Annotated in this window: 20 protein-coding genes and 7 tRNA genes; 14 read left to right on the top strand and 13 right to left on the bottom strand. The window is 74.2% G+C overall.

Translation table 11 applies throughout. The features are described from left to right. Nucleotides 1–7: 7 nt before the first annotated feature. Nucleotides 8–1,249 carry a serine/threonine-protein kinase gene (locus tag EES41_RS08780; RefSeq protein WP_123082354.1) on the bottom strand — a complete coding sequence of 414 codons (1,242 nt, stop codon included), beginning with the start codon at nucleotides 1,247–1,249 and terminating at the stop codon, nucleotides 8–10. A 551-nt stretch (nucleotides 1,250–1,800) separates the two neighbouring features. Between EES41_RS08780 and EES41_RS08775 the strand changes: the two genes are divergently transcribed. The 3 genes from EES41_RS08775 (at nucleotide 1,801) to EES41_RS08765 (ending at nucleotide 3,537) form a co-directional block, all read left to right on the top strand. After that, complete coding sequence (locus tag EES41_RS08775) at nucleotides 1,801–1,986, top strand: hypothetical protein (protein WP_037797219.1); 186 nt, start codon at nucleotides 1,801–1,803, stop codon at nucleotides 1,984–1,986. Nucleotides 1,987–2,221: 235 nt separating this feature from the next. After that, nucleotides 2,222–3,166, top strand: a complete 945-nt coding sequence (locus EES41_RS08770) for a phosphotransferase (RefSeq protein WP_123077037.1) — start codon at nucleotides 2,222–2,224, stop codon at nucleotides 3,164–3,166. 65 nt (nucleotides 3,167–3,231) lie between these two features. Then, nucleotides 3,232–3,537 (top strand): zf-TFIIB domain-containing protein, encoded by a 306-nt coding sequence (locus EES41_RS08765; RefSeq protein ID WP_008740516.1) that lies wholly within the window; start codon nucleotides 3,232–3,234, stop codon nucleotides 3,535–3,537. A 67-nt stretch (nucleotides 3,538–3,604) separates the two neighbouring features. Here EES41_RS08765 and EES41_RS08760 read toward each other — a convergent pair. The 5 genes from EES41_RS08760 to EES41_RS08740 form a co-directional block, all read right to left on the bottom strand. Next, nucleotides 3,605–3,676: transfer RNA gene (locus EES41_RS08760), tRNA-Val, on the bottom strand. Between the two features lie 40 nt (nucleotides 3,677–3,716). After that, nucleotides 3,717–3,788 (bottom strand) — tRNA-Val (locus EES41_RS08755). A gap of 20 nt (nucleotides 3,789–3,808) precedes the next feature. Next, nucleotides 3,809–3,880 (bottom strand) — tRNA-Val (locus EES41_RS08750). A 1-nt stretch (nucleotide 3,881) separates the two neighbouring features. Further along, nucleotides 3,882–3,955: transfer RNA gene (locus EES41_RS08745), tRNA-Cys, on the bottom strand. Nucleotides 3,956–3,993: 38 nt separating this feature from the next. Continuing rightward, a tRNA-Gly gene (locus EES41_RS08740) sits at nucleotides 3,994–4,066 on the bottom strand. Between the two features lie 180 nt (nucleotides 4,067–4,246). Between EES41_RS08740 and EES41_RS08735 the strand changes: the two genes are divergently transcribed. The 3 genes from EES41_RS08735 (at nucleotide 4,247) to EES41_RS08725 (ending at nucleotide 7,060) form a co-directional block, all read left to right on the top strand. Beyond that, nucleotides 4,247–5,344 (top strand): chorismate-binding protein, encoded by a 1,098-nt coding sequence (locus EES41_RS08735; protein WP_164495792.1) that lies wholly within the window; start codon nucleotides 4,247–4,249, stop codon nucleotides 5,342–5,344. Continuing rightward, nucleotides 5,341–6,162, top strand: a complete 822-nt coding sequence (locus EES41_RS08730) for an aminotransferase class IV (protein ID WP_123077033.1) — start codon at nucleotides 5,341–5,343, stop codon at nucleotides 6,160–6,162. Before EES41_RS08735 ends, EES41_RS08730 begins: the two co-directional genes overlap by 4 nt. Before the next feature lie 73 nt (nucleotides 6,163–6,235). Continuing rightward, entirely contained in the window at nucleotides 6,236–7,060 is an 825-nt protein-coding gene (locus EES41_RS08725; protein ID WP_123082353.1) for a GNAT family N-acetyltransferase, read from the top strand. A 10-nt stretch (nucleotides 7,061–7,070) separates the two neighbouring features. Here EES41_RS08725 and EES41_RS08720 read toward each other — a convergent pair whose 3' ends face one another. Further along, complete coding sequence (locus tag EES41_RS08720) at nucleotides 7,071–7,565, bottom strand: DsbA family protein (RefSeq protein WP_037792343.1); 495 nt, start codon at nucleotides 7,563–7,565, stop codon at nucleotides 7,071–7,073. Between the two features lie 193 nt (nucleotides 7,566–7,758). Here EES41_RS08720 and EES41_RS08715 point away from each other — a divergent pair, with 193 nt between their 5' ends. Together EES41_RS08715 and EES41_RS41335 are read left to right on the top strand one after the other, a co-directional pair. Next, on the top strand, nucleotides 7,759–8,238 hold the full coding sequence (locus EES41_RS08715) for a hypothetical protein (protein ID WP_123077031.1): 480 nt from the start codon (nucleotides 7,759–7,761) through the stop codon (nucleotides 8,236–8,238). Nucleotides 8,239–8,325: 87 nt separating this feature from the next. Continuing rightward, entirely contained in the window at nucleotides 8,326–8,499 is a 174-nt protein-coding gene (locus tag EES41_RS41335) for a hypothetical protein (protein WP_164495791.1), read from the top strand. Here the strand turns inward: EES41_RS41335 and EES41_RS08710 are convergent. Both EES41_RS08710 and EES41_RS08705 read right to left on the bottom strand, forming a co-directional pair. Next, complete coding sequence (locus EES41_RS08710) at nucleotides 8,440–9,060, bottom strand: CGNR zinc finger domain-containing protein (RefSeq protein ID WP_123077029.1); 621 nt, start codon at nucleotides 9,058–9,060, stop codon at nucleotides 8,440–8,442. The genes EES41_RS41335 and EES41_RS08710 overlap by 60 nt on opposite strands. A gap of 210 nt (nucleotides 9,061–9,270) precedes the next feature. Next, nucleotides 9,271–9,684 carry an SsgA family sporulation/cell division regulator gene (locus EES41_RS08705; protein ID WP_030011909.1) on the bottom strand — a complete coding sequence of 138 codons (414 nt, stop codon included), beginning with the start codon at nucleotides 9,682–9,684 and terminating at the stop codon, nucleotides 9,271–9,273. 177 nt (nucleotides 9,685–9,861) lie between these two features. Here EES41_RS08705 and EES41_RS08700 point away from each other — a divergent pair, with 177 nt between their 5' ends. Together EES41_RS08700 and EES41_RS08695 are read left to right on the top strand one after the other, a co-directional pair. Beyond that, nucleotides 9,862–10,320 carry a TIGR02611 family protein gene (locus EES41_RS08700; protein WP_073774585.1) on the top strand — a complete coding sequence of 153 codons (459 nt, stop codon included), beginning with the start codon at nucleotides 9,862–9,864 and terminating at the stop codon, nucleotides 10,318–10,320. A 67-nt stretch (nucleotides 10,321–10,387) separates the two neighbouring features. Next, nucleotides 10,388–10,459: transfer RNA gene (locus EES41_RS08695), tRNA-Val, on the top strand. Between the two features lie 95 nt (nucleotides 10,460–10,554). On the opposite strand, the gene EES41_RS08690 is transcribed toward EES41_RS08695, so the two are convergent. Then, nucleotides 10,555–12,909 carry an SCO7613 C-terminal domain-containing membrane protein gene (locus EES41_RS08690; protein ID WP_123082352.1) on the bottom strand — a complete coding sequence of 785 codons (2,355 nt, stop codon included), beginning with the start codon at nucleotides 12,907–12,909 and terminating at the stop codon, nucleotides 10,555–10,557. 141 nt (nucleotides 12,910–13,050) lie between these two features. On the opposite strand from EES41_RS08690, the gene EES41_RS08685 reads away from it, so the two are divergent. Further along, nucleotides 13,051–13,122 (top strand) — tRNA-Val (locus EES41_RS08685). 79 nt (nucleotides 13,123–13,201) lie between these two features. On the opposite strand, the gene EES41_RS08680 is transcribed toward EES41_RS08685, so the two are convergent. Beyond that, a complete protein-coding gene (locus tag EES41_RS08680; protein ID WP_123082351.1) occupies nucleotides 13,202–13,927 on the bottom strand; it encodes a 3'-5' exonuclease in 726 nt (241 codons plus the stop codon). A 216-nt stretch (nucleotides 13,928–14,143) separates the two neighbouring features. Here EES41_RS08680 and EES41_RS08675 point away from each other — a divergent pair, with 216 nt between their 5' ends. Both EES41_RS08675 and EES41_RS08670 read left to right on the top strand, forming a co-directional pair. Then, nucleotides 14,144–14,734, top strand: a complete 591-nt coding sequence (locus tag EES41_RS08675) for a DUF4365 domain-containing protein (protein ID WP_008740498.1) — start codon at nucleotides 14,144–14,146, stop codon at nucleotides 14,732–14,734. After that, the gene (locus EES41_RS08670; protein ID WP_254211383.1) at nucleotides 14,734–15,939 is read left to right on the top strand and encodes a hypothetical protein; all 1,206 of its coding nucleotides are present in this window, start codon (nucleotides 14,734–14,736) and stop codon (nucleotides 15,937–15,939) included. The genes EES41_RS08675 and EES41_RS08670 overlap by 1 nt, the downstream gene beginning before the upstream one ends. A 25-nt stretch (nucleotides 15,940–15,964) precedes the next feature. Here EES41_RS08670 and EES41_RS08665 read toward each other — a convergent pair whose 3' ends face one another. Further along, on the bottom strand, nucleotides 15,965–16,438 hold the full coding sequence (locus tag EES41_RS08665) for an N-acetyltransferase (protein ID WP_123077027.1): 474 nt from the start codon (nucleotides 16,436–16,438) through the stop codon (nucleotides 15,965–15,967). A gap of 159 nt (nucleotides 16,439–16,597) precedes the next feature. On the opposite strand from EES41_RS08665, the gene thrS reads away from it, so the two are divergent. Then, nucleotides 16,598–18,574, top strand: a complete 1,977-nt coding sequence (gene thrS, locus EES41_RS08660; RefSeq protein WP_123077025.1) for a threonine--tRNA ligase — start codon at nucleotides 16,598–16,600, stop codon at nucleotides 18,572–18,574. Nucleotides 18,575–18,588: 14 nt separating this feature from the next. Here the strand turns inward: thrS and EES41_RS08655 are convergent, their stop codons facing one another. After that, a complete protein-coding gene (locus EES41_RS08655) occupies nucleotides 18,589–19,278 on the bottom strand; it encodes a potassium channel family protein (RefSeq protein WP_123077023.1) in 690 nt (229 codons plus the stop codon). Nucleotides 19,279–19,280 lie beyond the last annotated feature (2 nt).

Here is a 19,280-nt window from a genome sequence, read left to right as displayed (position 1 = left end):
GCCCCGCTCACAGCTTCTGGGCGGCGGCGATCCCCAGCGCGACGATCAGCGTCACCACGACGAACACGATCAGCCGCTGCCGCATCAGCCGCGGGTCGGGCCGCGAGGGCCGCCGCCCCGTGCCCGTCGTACGGGGGGCGGGCCGGCCGCCGGTACGTCCCGAGGTCGGCCGGGAGGACGGGCCGCCACCGGCGGCGCCGGAGTGCTGGGCGGAGGACTGCCGCGAGGACGAGGGCCGTGCGTGCGGTCCGCTGTGCGACCCGTGGCCCTGGCCCTGCCCCTGGCCCTGGCCCTGCGGCCGGGGCGCGGGGGTGCCGGCCGTACGGCGCTCCGTGGTGCGCTGCTCCTCGTACGGCGGCTCGGCGAGCCGGCCCGTCGGCCGCTCGGCGCGGGCCCGCTGCGCGGGCGGGCGCCCGTCGGACAGCCCGTGCGCCTCGCGCGCCGCGATCTCCTTGAGCCGCATCGACAGCTGGAGGGTGGTCGGCCGCTCCTCGGGATCCTTGGCCAGGCAGGCCCGTACGAGGGGCGCGAGCGCGTCCGGGACGCCGACCAGGTGCGGCTCCTCGTGCACCACGCGGTACAGCATGACCTCGGAACTGCCGTGCCCGAAGGGCGAGTCGGCGGTCGCCGCGTACGCGAGGGTGGCGCCGAGCGCGAAGACGTCCGTGGCGGGGGTGACGGCGGCGCCGCGCACCTGCTCGGGCGCGAGGAACCCGGGGGAGCCGACGGCGGTGCCCACGTGGGTGAGGGTGCTCGCGCCGGTGGCCCAGGCGATCCCGAAGTCGATGATCCTGGGGCCCTTGGGGGACAGCAGGATGTTGGAGGGCTTGAGGTCCCGGTGCACGACCCCCGCCTCGTGTACGGCGACCAGCCCCTCGGAGAGCGCGGCGCCGACGGCGGCGATCTGCGCGGCCGTCAGCGGGCCCTCCTCGGCCACCTTGTCGTGCAGCGACGGGCCGGGCACGTACTGGGTGGCGAACCACGGGCGCTCGGCCTCCAGGTCGGCGGCCACCAGCCGCGCGGTGCACCCGCCGCGGATCCGCCGGGCGGCGGACACCTCGCGCGCGAACCGCGAGCGGAACTCCTGGTCCTCGGCCAGGTCGGGCCGGATCACCTTCAGGGCGACGCGCTGGCCGCGCCGGTCCGAGCCCAGGTAGACCACGCCCATCCCGCCGGCGCCGAGCCGGCGGTGCAGTCTGAACGAGCCGACGACACGCGGGTCCTCCCGCCGGAGCCGCATCATCGCCATGTCCACCCCGCTGACCGGTCGTCCTGTTGACTCGGCACAGCTTACGGACCATCCGCCACCAGCGCTCAGAGGCCGCGCCCTCGCCGGGGGATTCGATCGTAGTTGCCTCACAGCCCACTTGGGGGTTTCGCGCACCCCCGGCCCGCCGCCGGGCGGCAGCCGCCGGAAGGCTCCAAAGGCCCCGCGCCCCAAGGGGATTGGCGGATCCGGGGGCCGGCCCGGGCGACAGCCTCGGTCCGTACGGCCCGTCAACCCGGATTGATCTTGCGAACACCCGGCAGGAGGACACGTGTGTGCGGGGAGTGACTGAAGTGAGCGAAGTCACTACCCTCCGGTCATTCCCTCCGGGAAGACCCTCATCACGGGGGAGCCGTCTCCACCCAGGGGAGTACACGAGGAGGGGGCTCGTCATCCTCCTGGAGGCCCGCCAAAGGGTACGAGGGCATGAGGCCAGAGGCCTTCCCGATGCCTAGTGTTGAAGACAAGCGGCGGGTGGCGCACTCGTCCCCCGAGGTCACAGCCCGCCGCTGCCAAACGACAGGGAGAGGACCATGGCGGACATCGCACGGCAGGGACGCAAGGCATTCGCGTTCAACGGCCATGAGTCCGGCACGCGCCACCCGCTGGTGGCCGCGGCCATGGTGCTCCCCCTGGCCGCCCTCCTGCTCTTCCTCTTCGGAGGCTTCGACCAGGTGGCGGCACAGGCGTCGTCCGTGGGTGTGATGCTGGGGCGCTGAACGGCGCACCAGACCCGGGAGAGCGGCCCGGGTCAGACATCGGCCCGTCGAACCCCGTGGGGACGGGGGCGCGGCGGACGGCAGGTGAAGGGTGCTGCCCGTACGACTGGGGAGTCGGACGGGCAGCACCCTTTTTCGCGTCCCGCGCGCCCGCCCGCGACCCCGGCGCGTTCCGTAATCTGACTGCGGACCCCGAGGCCACGGACGGAACGGAACGGAGGAGCGCGGAGCCGCGATGACCCAGCAGACCCTCCCCGCCGCGCTCGCGGCCTACGCGGCCCCCTCCGGCCGCCCCGCCCCGTACGAGCTCCTCGCCGACCGGGACGACGGCACCGTCGTCCGCTGCGGCGGTTCCGTCGCGAAGGCGCACGCCGAGGACACCGACCGGGACGGCCTCGCCGTCCGGATGCGGATCGCCTCGGCCCGGGCGCTGTCCCAGGTGCTGCTCCAGCCCCTGCGCGCCGAGGTCGGGCACATTCAGGGCCGCCCGGTGTCCCTGTGGCCCTACGGAGCGCCCGTGGACCCGCACCGCCCCGAGGACGCCCCCTGGGAGCCGACGGCCCGGCTGCTGGCGGCCCTGCACCAGGTGCCGCTGCGCCGGCTCCCCGGCCCGGTCCCGCCGATGCGCGGCCCGGCCAAGGTCGCCCGCGCCCTGCGCCGCCTCGCGGCCGCCCCAGGCGCCGGTACGCGGGCCGAGGCCGGGGCGGTGCGGGCCGCCGCGCGGACGCTGCCCGCCTGGGCGCGGGGCGAGGCCCCGGCGCCCGCCGGCGGGGTGCTGTGCCACGGGGACCTGCACCTGGGGCAGTTGGTCCGCTTCCCCGTCCCCGAGGGGTCCTGGCGGCTCATCGACGTGGACGACCTCGGCGTCGGCGCCCCCGCCTGGGACCTGGCCCGCCCCGCCGCCTGGTACGCGGCCGGGCTGGTCGACGCGCGGACCTGGCTGCGGTTCCTCGACGCCTACCGCGACGCCGGGGGGCCCGGTGCCGGTCCGCCCGGCTGTGACCCGTGGCCGGAACTCGATCTGGCGGCGCGCGCGCTCACCGTACAGACGGCTGCCCTCGCGCTGGCCAAGGCGGCGGGGGAGGAGCGCCGACTGGAGGACGTGGAGCGCCTGATGGTGGACGCCTGTGTCCGAATCGCCACCCTCCCGCCCCACTTGGAGCCAGCCTCCGCGTCGTAGGGTGAGCGGCACGCCACCGGGCACGCGTCCGGTGTCGACGCATACGGCGAGGAGTTGATCAGGTCATGCAGTGTCCGAAGTGTCACGCGATGATGCACACGTACAACCGCAACGGCGTCCAGATAGAGCAGTGCAGCGGCTGTCGCGGCATCTTCCTCGACTACGGCGAGCTGGAGGCGCTGACCCGCCTGGAGTCGCAGTACACCGCCCAGTACGGCCAGGTCCCGCCGCCCGCCGCGCCGCCGGCCCCGTACCCGGGCCAGCACGCCCCCGCCCCCGCCTGGGGAGCCCCGCAGCACGGACACGGCCACGGACACGGTCACCACGGCCACCACAAGGGCGGCTTCGGCCGGATGCTGTTCTCCTCCTGAACCCCGCTCCGAGCCCCGACCACGCGAAAGCCCCGGCCGTCGAGACGGCCGGGGCTTCCGGATCTTGTGCGCGATACTGGGATTGAACCAGTGACCTCTTCCGTGTCAGGGAAGCGCTCTCCCGCTGAGCTAATCGCGCGGGACCACGGTCGAAGACCGCAGGTGGTGCGTGTACTGCGTGCGCGATACTGGGATTGAACCAGTGACCTCTTCCGTGTCAGGGAAGCGCTCTCCCGCTGAGCTAATCGCGCGGGTGGTCCTCGCGGACCAGTGGACGATACTGGGATTGAACCAGTGACCTCTTCCGTGTCAGGGAAGCGCTCTCCCGCTGAGCTAATCGTCCTTGGAGGTGGAGACGGGATTTGAACCCGTGTAGACGGCTTTGCAGGCCGTTGCCTCGCCTCTCGGCCACTCCACCCGGAGCTGCGGGGGTTCTCGGGAAGATCCCCCACTTCGAGCGGACGACGAGACTCGAACTCGCGACATCCACCTTGGCAAGGTGGTGCTCTACCAACTGAGCTACGTCCGCAGGTCACCGTGTTCGCTCCGGGGGTTTCCCCCTTCGCTCCCTGGCGACGTGTTGAACTCTAGCGGATTCCCGGGCCAGCTCAAAAACGCGTTTCCGCAGCGTGCTGCCGCCCGATCACCGGCGGTCACCCGACCGTCACCTCCCCGGCGCCGCGCCGCCACCGGTCATAGACTCGCAGCCGTGCACGACCTGCTTCCTCTGGCCCGCTTCGGCGGCCTCCTCGCGACCGACCTCCGAGACGTCACCAGCGACCCCTCGGCCCTCGACTCCACCGGGTTCTGGGCCGTGACCGCCGACTTCGAAGGCGGTCTCGTCTGCGCGCGCTTCGGTGACGTCCGCCCCGACCCGGTGCCCGCGCCCGTGCCCGGCGCCTGGCGCGGCCCCCGCGCCGACCGGTGGACCTCTTCGCTCGACCGGGCCGCGTACGTCGCGGGCGTCCGCCGCATCCGCGAGCACATAGCCGCGGGCGAGGTCTACCAGGCCAACCTCTGCCGGGTGATGTCCGCGCCGCTGCCGGAGCCGGCCGCCGCCGACGTCGACGCCCTCACCGCCCTGCTCGCGCGCGGCAACCCGGCCCCGTACGCCGGAACGATTCGGCTCCCCGCCCACGGCGTCGAGATCGCCACCGCCTCGCCCGAGCTGTACCTGCGCCGCGCCGGCCGCCACATCGAGTCCGGCCCCATCAAGGGCACCGGACGCACCGCCGCGGACCTGCTCCCCAAGGACCACGCCGAGAACGTGATGATCGTGGACCTCGTCCGCAACGACCTCGGCCGGGTCTGCGCCACCGGCACCGTCACCGTCCCCGAACTGTGCGCCGTCGAGGAGCACCCGGGCCTGGTCCACCTCGTCTCCACCGTCAGCGGCGAACTCGCAGACGGAGCCGGCTGGCCCCGTCTGCTCGCCGCGACCTTCCCGCCCGGCTCCGTCACCGGCGCCCCCAAGTCCTCCGCCCTGCGGATCATCCAGGCCCTGGAGACCGCCCCCCGCGGCCCCTACTGCGGCGGCATCGGCTGGGTCGACGCCGACCGCGGCACCGCCGAGCTGGCCGTCGGCATCCGCACCTTCTGGATCGACCGCGCGGCCCCCGGCGGCCCCCGCCTCTGCTTCGGCACCGGCGCCGGGATCACCTGGGGCTCCGACCCCGACCGCGAATGGGCGGAAACCGAACTCAAGGCCGCCCGGCTGCTCGGGGTAGCGTCGGCCTCCGGTACCCAAGCGGCCCCGGGTGCGCCCGGGGCCCGCGAAGCGAGTGGAAGTGGAGGGACCGTACGGTGAGGATCTGGCTCGACGGAGCACTGCGGGACGCCGACGACGCGAAGGTGTCCGTGCTCGACCACGGGCTGACCGTGGGCGACGGCGTCTTCGAGACGCTCAAGGCGCAGGACGGGAAGCTCTTCGCGCTGACCCGCCACCTGGACCGGCTGACCCGCTCGGCCCGCGGCCTCGGGCTGCCCGACCCCGACCTCGACGAGGTCCGCCGCGCCTGCGCGGCCGTCCTGGAGGCCAACCCGGTCCCGCTCGGCCGGCTCCGGATCACCTATACCGGCGGCCTGTCCCCGCTCGGCTCCGACCGGGGCGACACCGGCCCCACCCTCGTGGTCGCTGTCGGCGAGACCTCCCGCCGCCCCGACACCACCGCCGTGATCACGGTGCCCTGGGTCCGCAACGAGCGCTCCGCGCTGACCGGCCTCAAGACCACCTCGTACGCGGAGAACGTGGTCGCGCTGGCCGAGGCGGGCCGCGCGGGCGCCTCCGAGGCCCTGTTCGCCAACACCGTCGGGCGGCTCTGCGAGGGCACCGGCTCCAACGTGTTCGTCGTCCTCGACGGGGAACTGCACACCCCGCCCGTCGCCTCCGGCTGCCTCGCGGGCATCACCCGCGCCCTGGCCGTCGAATGGACCGGCGCCAAGGAGACCGACCTGCCCTTCGACGCCCTGGAGCGGGCCGAGGAGATCTTCCTGACCTCCACCCTGCGCGACGTCCAGGCCGTCCACCGGGTCGACGGGCGGACCCTCGCCCATCCGCCCGGCCCCGTCACCGCGAAGGCCATGCGCGTCTTCGACGAACGCGCCGCCTCCGACATCGACCCCTGACCGACGCGCGAGCGGACGGCGGCGGCCCGACAGGGGCTGTCGCCCGGGCCGCGGGGCGGGTAGAAATCGAATGATGACCACCACCCTGCGGCCGAGCGCGCCGCTTCAGCAGAGCACCGACGGGGCCCGCTCGCGCCCGTACGAGGTCCGCGTCAACAGCAGGCGCGTCGGCGCCCTGCTGATCGCCTCCGACACCCCCTTCGGGCCGACGGTCGGCGAGATCCGCGACCTGTCCATCGACGAACCGGACCGGCGGCGCGGGCGCGCCACCGTCGCGGCGCTCGCCGCCGAGGAAGTGCTGCGCGGCTGGGGCTGCCGCCGGGTCCGCGTCCGGGTGCCGGCCGGGTCGGCGGGCGGGCTGCGGATGGCCGGCGCCCTCGGGTACACCGAGGACGGCCGCAACATGGCCAAGGAACTCCCCGCCGAGCCGCCCGCCCTCTCCGCGGGGGTGCGGGGCCGCCCCATGACCCCGGCCGAGTACGAGGCCTGGGAGGCCGCGGCCCGCGAGGACTACGCCGAGACCTGGGCCGGCCGGGGAATGTCCCCGCAGGCCGCGCGGGCGAAGTCGGCGGCCGACCACGACACCCTGCTGCCGCGGGGCCTGGCCACCCCAGGAGTCGCCTTCCAGATCCTGGAGGCGGCCGGCGCACCCGTCGGCCACGTCTGGGTCTCCTCGCAGACCGACCGCGCGTACGTCTTCGACGTCGAGGTCGGCGCCGAACACCGCGGCCGGGGGTACGGCCGCGACCTGATGCTGCTCGCCGAGCGCGCCGCCCTCGCCGGCGGCCACCGCCTCCTCGCGCTCCACGTCTTCGCCGACAACACCCCGGCCCTGCGGTTGTACGAGTCCCTCGGCTACCGCCCGACCGACGTCAACTTCGCGAAGGACCTGATCTGAGGGGGCGGGGCTATCCGGCCAGCAGCCGGTCGGCGATCTCCTCGATCCGGGCGCGCAGGCCCTCCTGGCTCTTGCCGCCGTCCAGGCGCTGCCCGTCGATCACGTACGTCGGGGTGCCCGTCACACCGATCGCCTTGCCCTCGGCCTGGTCGGCGTCCACGATCAGGATGTGCCGGCCGTCGATCAGCGCGGTGTCGAACTCCTCGACGTCCAGACCCAGTTCACGCGCCACGTCCAGCAGCACCGGCTCGCCGCGCTCGGCCAGCTCGGCGGTGCGCGCCAGCACGGCCTCCGTGTAGGGCCACGCCTGACCCTGCTCCAGGGCCTCCTCGGCGGCCTGCGCGGCCGCGAACGCGTGCTTGTGCTTCTCCAGCGGGAAGTGGCGCAGCCGGATGTCCAGCCGGTCGCCGTAGCGGGCCCGCAGGGCCCGTACGTCGTCGAGGGCGCTGTGGCAGTCCGGGCACTGGAGTTCGCACCAGACGTCGAGGATCACGGAATCGGTCATACGGACAGTCTCCCAGCCGGCCCCGGCGCCCGGAGCACCGCACCGACCGGGACCTGGGGAGGAGGCGGACCCCGAGATGTCCCCGAGATCGGGCCGCACCGCGCGGCGGGCGTGGCCCGTGCGGTGGTGCCCGGTGCAGGATGGAAGGGACGGATCGCCCAGCCCGACCGCAGGCCACCCCCTGGAGGACCGCATGCTCGCCGAGACGATATGTGCCGCGGTGTCCGCGGCGGGCCTGGGGATCGCCGCGCTGACGGCCTACCGCAGGCGCTTCCTGACCGCCGCGCGGATCACCGCGTACGCGCTGGTGCCGATCGGCCTGGTGCTGACCGGCGTCGTGGAGTGGGTGTCCGGGACGGTCTTCGATCCGAGCGTCTGGATCGGCTTCGGGCTGCTGGGCGCTTCCTGGCTGCTGTTCATGACCACCCGGGCGATCGAGCGCCGGAGCCTCGGCGGGGCCGGGAAGCCGGCGAAGGAGCCCCGGGCGGCCAAGGCCCCCAAGGCGTCCGGGGCCGCGAAGGGCGCTCCCGTACGGGACGCCGTCGCGCCGGCCGCCTCGGCGCCCTCGCTGGGCGCCGGATCCCGGCAGGCGCCCGAGGCGGGCCGCGCCCCCGCCACTCCTGCGGATGACTTCTCGGACATCGAAGCGATTCTGAAGAAGCACGGAATCTGACGGTTGCGCCGGATCTGACGAACTCCCGCGTAGATCTTGGCGTGTTGAGAAGCGGGCGGCGGCGCGCTGCGCCATCATCGGCCGGACATGCTCGACACATCGCAGGGTGAGCCGTCGGTTCCCGCGCCGGCCACCGCATCCGTCGCCGAGGAGCCGCGAGGCTGCCTCTTCGCGCTTTCCCAGCCGCCCCTGATGATCTTCCTAGCGGTGATCGGCACCCTGCTGCTGCTCGCCGCCGTCCACGATCTCTTCCTGCTCTGAACCGTGCGCGTCGGCCTCCTTGCGCCGCGCCCGGTACGCCGCCACGTGCAGCCGGTTCCCACAGGTCCGGCTGTCGCAGTAGCGCCGCGAGCGGTTGCGGGAGAGGTCCACGAAGGCGCGCCGGCAGTCCGGGGCCTCGCAGCGGCGCAGCCGCTCCTCCTCGCCCGAGACCACGATGAAGGCCAGCGCCATGCCGCCGTCCGCCGCCAGGTGGTCGCCCACCGAGGCGCCGGGTGCGAAGTAGTGCACGTGCCAGTCGTAGCCGTCGTGGTCGGTCAGCTGCGGGGTGGTGCCGGCCGTGGCGACCAGCTCGTTGATCAGCGTGGAGGCCGCACGGGAGTTCGGGGCCGCGAAGACCTGGGCGAACTTGCCGCGCACCGTCCGGACGCCGGCGAGGTCGCGGACGCCGAGTTCGCCGACGTCGCTGATCGCGTACTCCTGGACGAAGCCGCGCAGCGAGCTGAGGTCCGACAGGCCGTCCGGCTGGTCCGGCTCGGCCGCGGTGTTCACCAGCGCGACGACGACGTCGAGCGCGCGACGGGTGTCGTGGGGGATCTGCACGGGTCGCTCCCTGAGGGCCGGGCCTGCGGCGACGGACCGCTGCCGCCGCTGGTGGCCGACTCTAGCGGGTTCCCCCCAAAGCGCACGGGCGCCATCCGCGCGGGTGGCTCCCGCGAGGACAGCGCCGGCACAGCCGTATGTGGTTGTCCGCGCCGCACCGTCGCCCCGAGTCGGACGGTGTCGCGCGGTCAGGCACTCGTCGGAGCTGGCTCAGCTTTCGGCCAGGATGTGGGAGAGCTCCTTGTCGAGGTCGAAGTGCCGGTGCTCGGTCCCGGGTGGGACCGCGGCGTCCGTCCGCTTGAGGAACGATTCGAGTGCTCGGGCGGGGGCTTCGAGCAGCGCTTCTCCCTCCGGTGAGCTCAGGGCGATGCAGACGACCCCCTGACCGTGGCTGCGGGACGGCCAGACGCGGACGTCGCCGGTACCGGTGGGCCGGTGGAGACCCTCAGCGAGGAGGTCGCGGGCGAATACCCATTCGACCGTCTCCTCGGCGCCGGTGTGGAAGGTGGCGTGCACGGCGTAGGGGTCGGCCGTGTCATACCGCAGGCCCGCGGGAACAGGCAGTGAGGACTCGCTCGACACAACGAGGCGCAGGTGCAGCTCGCAGCTGACCGTGGTGTTCATAAGCGCCAGGGCCTTTCGCTCAGTGTGCGCTCGGGGATTCGCACGTCGGCGAAATCGACATGCCACCTACGGTGCCGTTGTAAACCCCTCTGACCGTTTTGCGGACCCTTGGGTCCCTCGGACGGCGGATCCAAAGCGGCATTCACGTGTGCTTCCGGCTCCGGTAGATTCGGGCGCATGAATACGGGGAGTGACCACGGAACCCACGAGTCCGCACCGGCCGGACCGGACGGCGCGACCGCCGGGCCCGACGCGCAGGAGGCGCCGCACGTCTCCAAGGCGCCTGCCTTCATCAAGGCCAACCGCAGCCTGCACCTGAGCTGGCAGGTCGGCGTCTTCGTCGTCGGCCTGGCCGTCATCGGAGCCGGCATCGCCATGCTGGTCCTGCCCGGACCGGGCTGGGTGGCGATCTTCGCCGGCCTGGCGATCTGGGCGACCGAGTTCGCCTGGGCCCACCTCGTGCTGCGCTGGACGAAGCGCAAGGTGAGCGAGGCCGCGCAGAAGGCCCTGGACCCCAAGGTCCGCCGCCGCAACATCATCCTGACCAGCGTGGGCCTCGCGATCGCGGGCGCGCTGATCGGCTTCTACCTGTGGAAGTACGGCCTGACCCTGCCGTGGAACCTCAAGGACCAGTGATCGGCCGGGGCCGTCCGGGCATGGTCAAAGAGCACCGCTGACATGCGGTAATGTTTGCGGTGCGTCCGGGCGATTAGCTCAGTGGGAGAGCACTTCGTTCACACCGAAGGGGTCACTGGTTCGAACCCAGTATCGCCCACCCGGACCAGAGGCCCGGAGACTCTTTGAGTCTCCGGGCCTCTGGCGTTTCCGGGCCCGGGCCGCCCCGTCGTCCCGCCCCGGCCCGGGCCCCGGTCAGCGCAGGCGGCCGAGGGCCGAGCGCAGCCGCCGGGCGTCCCGGAGCCGCTTCTCGTACGTGGCCCCCACCGCGAGCAGCAGCAGACCCGCCAGGGCCGGCGGCAGCCAGCGGGGCAGCGCGTCGACGACCTGGACCACGTACGGGGCCAGCTCGTGCAGGGCCACCGCCGCGAGCGTGCCGCCGCCCAGCAGGAGCGGGGCCCGCAGCCGGCGGTGCGCGCCCGCCAGGGTCACCCCGAGCGCGGCCGCCCCCAGCAGCAGCGGCCGCAGCCAGTGCGGGTCGCCCCAGGCGGCGGCCAGGCTCGGCAGCAGCGTCGCCGCCAGCCCCGGGCCGTACGCCGTCCAGGACGAGGCCGCCGGGTCCCGGCGGCGGCGCAGGAACCCCACCGCCAGCGCGGGCAGCGTCACCGGCAGCGTGTACGCCTCCGCCGCGCCCACCCCGGCCGAGGCCAGCCGGACCCAGGCCGCCGCCACGAACAGGACCCCGGCCGCCCAGCCCAGCGCGCGCCGGTCCGCCCGGACCGCCGAGCCCGCGCAGACGACCCCGGCCAGCGCCAGCGCCAGGGCCAGTACCGGGGCGTCCCCGCAGGCCAGGGCCAGGGCGAGGGCCCCGGCCACGGCCGCCGCGGCCTCGGCGGCGAGCCGCTGAGCGCCGAGCCCCGGCCCGGCCGCCGTCACGGCCGCGGGGACCGCCAGCACCGGCAGCGCCCACCAGGGCGCCGCCAGGTCCGTCAGCGCGCTCAGGGCCACCACCAGGGCCGTGCCGTACCCGACGGCGAGCGCCGCCGCCCCCGAGCGGGCCCAGCGCGGAGCGGGCCCGTACGCCGCTCCCGCCGCGCAGCCCGCGCCCAGCAGGCCGAGCACCGCGAAGGTGGCCGCGCGGCCGTCCAGCGCCGCCAGGGACACGTTCCCGGCCCCGAGGAGCGCGGCCGCCCCGGCCGCGATCGCGGTGGGCCGGTCCGGGGAGCGCAGCGCGAGGACCCCGGCGGCCGCCGTCACCGCGAGCTGCGCGGCGAGCACCGCCGCCACCGGGAGCCCGAGCGCCAGCGGCGCCGTGAACAGCCCGCCCCACCCGAGGGCCACCGCCGCCGCCGCCGGTTCCGGGCGGCCCGGCAGCGTCCGGGACAGCCACCGGGCCGCCCCGGCCGCCAGCAGCAGCGCGACCGGCGCGGCCGCGCCCGGCTGGGCCAGGGGGACGCCCGCGGCCGGGGTCGTGGCCGCCCAGACCTCGTCGAGGACCCGGAGCCGGGCCGCCAGCGCCGTCACCGCCGCCGCGCAGCCCCACAGCGCGGCCAGGCCGGCGATGCCCGCCCCGGCCCGGGCGAGCCCGAGGCGGACCGGCTCCGGAAGCGCCGTCACCCGTACCGCCGCGAGCAGCGGCAGCGCCAGCGCGAGGTGGGTGACCACCGCCCAGCCCGGGGCCAGCTCCGGCCGGGCCGTCCCGCCGAGCGCCGCGACCGCGGCGAGCCCGCCGGCCGTGGCCGCCGGCCAGGCCCCCGGGATCCGCCAGGCCGCCGCGACACCGAGCGCGGCCACCGCCGCCAGGAGCGCCGCCGGAGCCGCCGCCTCCGCCGCCGAGGCCGCCACCGCCGATTCCGACAGCCCGATCAACAGCGCGCCCGCGCCCAGCGCCGCCGCCGGGATCCACGCCGCCCGCGCCGGCCACCGGCCCGGGGCGGCCGCCGCCAGGGCCAGGTCCAGCGCGGCCGTCGCCAGCAGCGCCCAGCCCAGCTCCGCCGGGCCCGCGTCCGCGGCCAGCGCGGCCAGGGGGAGCGGGAGCTGCGCCGTCAGCAGCGCCGCCGGGAGCGGGATCCGCAGCGCGGGCAGCGCCCGCCCGTACCCGGCCCAGGCCGCCGCCAGCACCGCGGCCGCCCCGGCCGCGTAGGCGGCGGCGGTGCCGGCGGCGGCGCCCGGCATGCCGACCGCGAACAGGGCGTACGCGTCCAGCACCGTCAGCAGCAGGCCGACGGCCGCGACCGACTCGGCCGTGGACCGCAGGCCGCGGCGCAGCAGCGGCGCGGGCGTGACCAGTGCGGCGGCCGTCACCACCGCGAGGACCGCCGAGCGGCCGCCGATCCCGAGGGAGCCCCAGCTGACCAGCGTGAACGCGAGCGCGGCCACGGCGAGCAGTACGGCGCCGAGGGTCAGCAGCAGGTTCTGCGCGCCCGGCGCGGAGGCCTCCTCCGGGCGCCCGGGAGCCGCCGCGGCGGCCGGGGCGCCCCAGGCCAAGGGGGCCGGCTGCCGCAGCAGCCAGTCCCGCCGCGCGAGCAAGTGCAGGCGCCGGGCGTCGAGTTGGCCCAACTCGCGATCGATGAGCGCCAGCTCGTCGGCCGGCGGCAGAGGGGTGTTCATGGTGGGGAGTGTGGCGCCGGTCACGGCATCGGCACATGGGCGCGGCTACTCATCTCGCCACTGAGTACCCACCGCGGCGGACGCGGCGCCGGAAGCGGTTTGAACCGACCCGCAGGCTCTTGTATTGTTCAACCCGTTCCCGGGCGATTAGCTCAGCGGGAGAGCACTTCGTTCACACCGAAGGGGTCACTGGTTCGATCCCAGTATCGCCCACCGGGACAGGCCGGTCCGTCTGATGACGGACCGGCCTTCCGCATTCCCGGACCCGGTCGCCCGCGTCACCCCAGCGCGACTACGCCGCCGCCGGCAGCTCCGGTCGCAGCGGCCAGTGCGGATCCACCGACTCCGGCGTCCCCTGGCGCGCGAACCACGCCTGGAGCCCGCGCGCCTGCGCCGCGTGCCACACCGTCTGCAGCGTGTGCAGTTCGCCCGGCGTCAGCCGCTCCAGCCGCGCCGCGAACCGGCGCCCGACCGCCCGCACCAGCTCCAGCGAGGCCAGCGCGTCCGCCGCCGCGTCGTGCGCGTCCTCCAGCTCTATCCCGTAGTGCGCGCACAGGTCCGTCAGGGTCCGCCGCCCCTTGCGGTAGCGGTCCAGGTGCTTGTCCAGCACCCGCGGATCCAGCACCGTCAGCGGCCGGTTGTCCAGGTACCGGGCCAGCGAAGACGCCCGGTGCCTGCGCAACTCCCGGTCCAGCAGCGTCAGGTCGAACGGCGCGTTCATCACCACCACCGGTCGCCCCGCCATCAGCTGCTCGCCGAGCGCGCGGGCTATCTCCTCCACCACCGGCGCGGGCCAGCGCCCGTGCCGCTGGAGGTGCTCATCGGTCAGTCCGTGCACTTCCGTGGCCCCCGGGGGAACCGGGATGCCGGGATTGACCAGCCAGCGGGTGGAGCGGACCCGGCCGCCCGCGCACTCCTGCACGATGAGCGCGGCGGACACGATCCTGTCCTGCTCCACGTCCACCCCGGTGGTTTCGGTGTCGAATGCGGCCAGCGGCCCCTCGTACCAGCGCGTCATGGTGAACTCCTCGTCCCCGATCGGCAGATGGGGCGCACCCATGACGCGCCACCGTTGCCCGATTCGGTGATACCCGGGCTGTTTGCGCTGTACGCCGTTTGCGGGCGGCCGGGTACGGAGACAACTTTCCTGGGGGACCGCACACATGACCGGTCGTCACCCCACCCACCACTCCACCCTCATTCGGCAGAGCCCGGAAGGCATGGGGAGCCGGCCATGGCGCTCGCGCAGCCCGAACCGGGCGGGGTGCTGGCGGGACGGATCGATCCGCGGCCCGACGCGCGGACCGGACCGCTGCGCGGCACACTCGCCACCACCGCCTGCATGGAGACCCTCCAGGTGGGCTATCTGCACGCCGTCGCCGCCGCGGCCGGCTGCTCGCTGTCCCAGCCCTTCCCGGACAACGGCATCGACTGGCACGTCAGCCACGGCGCACCCGAACACGTCGTCGACGACGAGGTCACCATCAAGGTGCAGCTGAAGGCGACTTACCAGGTACCGCCCAGACCGGCCGGACCCACCTTCGGCTTCACCCTGGACAACGAGCACCTGGTGAAACTCGCCCGGAGCCCGGTCGCCGTGCACAAGATCCTGGTCGTGATGCTCGTGCCCAGGGAGCGCGACCAGTGGCTGTCCGCCGGGCACGACCGGCTCGACCTGCGCCACTGCTGCTACTGGACCAACCTCGCCGGACACCCCGTGACCGGTCGCCGCCGGACCACCGTACGGATCCCGACCACGCGGATCTTCGACGACCGGGCGCTGTGCGAGATCATGACCCGGGTCGGGTCGGGAGGGACACCTTGATGAACTGGCACTCACCGCACCTGGAGCCGCTGTCGTCCCCGGAGTTCACCGCGGGCACCCCGGACCCGGCCCTCGTCGATCCGGCGGTGCTGGGCGCGCTGCTGCACCGGCACGGCTGGCTGCGGCGCGGCGGGGCCGCCGGACGCTACGGCCGCTGGAGCCCGCCCGGCCACGGCGGCACCAGCCTGCTCGTCCCCGAGACCCGGGCCTTCCCCGACTGCGCGGACCTGCTGGAGGAGGCGCTCGGCGCCCTCGCGCGCAGCGCCCTGCCGTCGGCGCGGGAGGTGCTGTACGGGCTGAGCGTGCCGAGCGACGAGATCCGGTGGGAGCGGGAGATACCGGAGGGCCCCCACGGCTTCCGGGCCGAGGCCGACTGGACGGTGCAGGAACAGCTGCGCTCGGCGGCCCGGCAGCTGCTGCTGGCCGGGGCCCTCGCGGACCGGGCGCGCGCCGGGTACTACGGGGCGCGGCACCGGGCGCAGGCCGAACGGGCCCTGGAGGGGGTGCTGGTGGGACCGGCGCCGGGCGGGCGGCGGCTGACGGCGTACGTCCCGGTGGACGGGGGCCGGGGCGCGATGACCCGGCTCCACCACGCGCTGCACGCGGCGCGGGAGGCGGTGGACTACCAGCGGGCCACCGGCGGCATGGAGGCCTTCGACGCGGCGGTGGGGGCGGGGGTCAGCCGGGAGCTCGCGGACGCGCTGATCGCGCTGGTCCGGGGCTCGGAGGGGGCGCGGGTCGCGCTGGCGTGGGCGCCGGCGGCCGGGGTCCCGGCGGGGTGCGCGGCGCGGCCGGAGCCGGTGGAGTTCTCCCCGGGCGACCTGCCCGTGCTGCGGGAGGCCGCCGCGCGCTACACCCGGGCGGAACCCGCCGTCCCGGTCCGGCTCGCCGGCGCCGTGGTCCGGATGCGGCGCAAGGCCGCCGGGGGAGGGGGGACGGTCCGGCTGCGGGTGCTGGCGGGAGCGGAGGTCCCCTACGTCAGGGCCGCGCTGGACGAGGAGTCGTACCGCATCGCGGGCCACGCGCACCTGGTGGGCCTGCCGGTCCGGGTCAGCGGCCGGCTCCAGCGCCGGGGCGGCTTCCGCCGGCTCTCCGACGCGACGGACGTGACGCCCGTACCGCTGGACGAGGTGGAGCGGGACCGGCTGATGAAGTCGCTCGACGCCGCGTTCGACCCCGCCGACGCGCTGCCGGACGACGAGTAGGGCGCCGGGCCCGGCGGGCCGGGGCTCAGCCGTGGCGGCCGAAGGAGGCCATGGTCAGGCCCGGGACGGGGGAGAAGTCGGCGCCACGGACGAAGCCGAGGCGTTCGTACAGGGTCACCGCGGGGGCGTTGGCCGCGCCGGTGGTGACCTCCACGAGGCGCCCCGCGAAGAGCTCCGTCAGCGCGTGGCGCAGCAGCAGGGAGGCGATCCCCCGGCGGAACCGGGCCGGGTCCACGCACAGCCGGTCCAGGCGGACCGGCTCCCCGGGCGGGGTCTCCTCCCAGGCCAGGAACCCGTCAACGGTGCCCCCGGCGCCCACCGCCCCCAGCCAGCGCAGCGGCCGCGCCCGCAGGTCCGCGAGGCTCTCGCCGAGCGCGGGGATGCCGTCGAAGCCGATCAGCTCCGCCTCGACCGCGTACGCGGCCAGGCCGATCCGGTGGACGGCCCGGGCGGTCCGGTCGTCGGTCAGGTCCAGCGGGCGGACGGGCGGGGTCGGCACGGGAGGGGTCCCTTCGCGGGTTCGTGGGGGAGCGGTGCGGGGCCCACGGTAGCCAGCGCGGGCGGGGCGGCCGTAACCGTTTAGCGGCGCGGCCGCTCGGCTCGGTACGATTCAGGCGCGCAGTGTTCGCTCGCGCACCCCCTGAGTCAGGAGAGACCGGTGTCAGACGTCCGTGTGATCATCCAACGCGATTCCGAGCGGGACGAGCGCGTGGTGGCCACGGGCACTACGGCGGCGGAGCTCTTCGCCGGCGAGCGCACCATCGTCGCCGCGCGCATCGCCGGAGAGCTGAAGGACCTCGCGTACGAGGTGCGGGACGGCGAGACCGTCGAGCCGGTGGAGATCTCCTCCGAGGACGGCCTGAACATCCTGCGCCACTCGACCGCGCACGTCATGGCGCAGGCCGTGCAGGAGCTGTTCCCCGAGGCCAAGCTGGGCATCGGCCCGCCGGTCCAGAACGGCTTCTACTACGACTTCGACGTCGAGAAGCCCTTCACCCCCGATGACCTCAAGGCCATCGAGAAGAAGATGCAGGAGATCCAGAAGCGCGGCCAGCGCTTCGCCCGCCGCGTCGTCACCGACGAGGCGGCCCGCGAGGAGCTCGCCGACGAGCCGTACAAGCTGGAGCTCATCGGCATCAAGGGCGCGGCCTCGACCGACGACGGCGCGAACGTCGAGGTGGGCGGCGGCGAGCTGACCATCTACGACAACCTCGACGCGAAGACCGGCGAGCTGTGCTGGAAGGACCTCTGCCGCGGTCCCCACCTGCCCACCACCCGCAACATCCCCGCGTTCAAGCTGATGCGCAACGCGGCCGCCTACTGGCGCGGCAGCGAGAAGAACCCGATGCTCCAGCGCATCTACGGCACCGCGTGGCCGTCGAAGGACGAGCTGAAGGCCCACCTCGACTTCCTCGCCGAGGCCGAGAAGCGCGACCACCGCAAGCTCGGCAACGAGCTCGACCTCTTCTCCGTCCCGGACGAGATCGGCTCCGGCCTCGCCGTCTTCCACCCGCGCGGCGGCATCATCCGCCGGACCATGGAGGACTACTCGCGCCGCCGGCACGAGGAGGAGGGCTACGAGTTCGTCTACACCCCGCACGCCACCAAGGGCGCCCTCTTCGAGAAGAGCGGCCACCTGGACTGGTACGCGGAGGGCATGTACCCCCCCATGCAGCTCGACGGTGGTACCGACTACTACCTCAAGCCCATGAACTGCCCGATGCACAACCTGATCTTCGACGCGCGCGGCCGCTCCTACCGCGAACTGCCGCTGCGCCTCTTCGAGTTCGGCACCGTGTACCGGTACGAGAAGTCGGGCGTCGTCCACGGCCTGACCCGCGCCCGCGGCTTCACCCAGGACGACGCGCACATCTACTGCACCCGTGAGCAGATGGCCGAGGAGCTCGACCGCACCCTCACCTTCGTGCTGAACCTGCTCCGCGACTACGGTCTGACCGACTTCTACCTGGAGCTGTCGACCAAGGACCCGGAGAAGTTCGTCGGCTCGGACGAGGCGTGGGAGGAGGCCACCGCCGTCCTCGCGCAGGTCGCCGAGAAGCAGGGCCTCCCGCTGGTCCCGGACCCGGGCGGCGCCGCCTTCTACGGCCCGAAGATCTCGGTGCAGTGCAAGGACGCCATCGGCCGTACCTGGCAGATGTCGACCGTCCAGCTGGACTTCAATCTGCCGGAGCGCTTCAACCTGGAGTACACCGCGCCCGACGGCTCCCGTCAGCGCCCGGTGATGATCCACCGCGCCCTGTTCGGCTCCATCGAGCGGTTCTTCGCGGTGCTGCTGGAGCACTACGCGGGCGCCATGCCGCCGTGGCTGGCCCCGGTCCAGGCGGTCGGCATCCCGATCGGTGACGGGCACGTCGAGTACCTGCAGGAGTTCGCCGCCGAGGCGAAGAAGCAGGGCCTGCGGGTCGAGGTGGACGCCTCCTCCGACCGGATGCAGAAGAAGATCAGGAACCACCAGAAGCTCAAGGTCCCGTTCATGATCATCGTCGGTGACGAGGACATGGCCGCGGGCACCGTCTCCTTCCGCTACCGCGACGGTTCCCAGGAGAACGGCATCGCCAAGGACGAGGCCCTGGCCAAGCTGGCCAAGGTCGTCGCGGACCGCGTCCAGGTCTGAGCGACGCGGTCGGGTCAGTGAGGAGCCCCCGGGGACGGTTCGTCCCCCGGGGGCTCCTCCTCGTCGCCCCGGCGGAAGATCTGGATCAGCCAGGACGAGAAGGAACCCGTGACCGCCCCCAGCAGACCCAGACCGAACATCATCAAGGTGGTCGCGATCAGCCGGCCCGACAGGGTCACCGGGGCCACGTCTCCGTAGCCGACCGTCGTCAGCGTCTGGACCACGCACCACAGCGAGTCCCCGAACGTCTGGATCGGGGAGTGCGGGTCCCGCCGCTCGGCGTCGTACAGGCCCAGCGAGCCGGAGAAGCCGAGCAGCAGCGACGAGAGGCCGGCGTACGTGATCACGCGCGGGTACAGGCTGCGGCGCGGGCGGTCCTGCCTCTTGGCCATGACCGCGTCGTGGACCTTGACCATGCGCAGCGCCCGCAGCGTCGGCAGGATGACGATCAACGTGTCCAGCCAGTGGCGGCGGACGAACCGCAGCGGCCGCTGGCGGCTCAGGACCAGCCGCACCACGTAGTCCACGACGAAGCAGAGCCAGGTCAGCACGACGGTGATCGCGGCGATGTCGCGCCAGAGGGAGTGGGCGTGGGCGAGCACGCGGACCGCGTACCCGGCGAGGAAGACCAGCGAGAGGTAGAAGAGCGGGATCTCGGTACGGTGCTCCCAGGCGACGTCGCGGCTCTCGGCTTCTGCGTGCATGG

It is taken from the genome of Streptomyces sp. ADI95-16 (assembly GCF_003721495.1).
GTDB classification, from domain to species: domain Bacteria; phylum Actinomycetota; class Actinomycetes; order Streptomycetales; family Streptomycetaceae; genus Streptomyces; species Streptomyces goshikiensis.
Note: the sequence above shows the minus strand (reverse complement) of the source record. Positions and strands in the feature narration are given on the sequence as shown.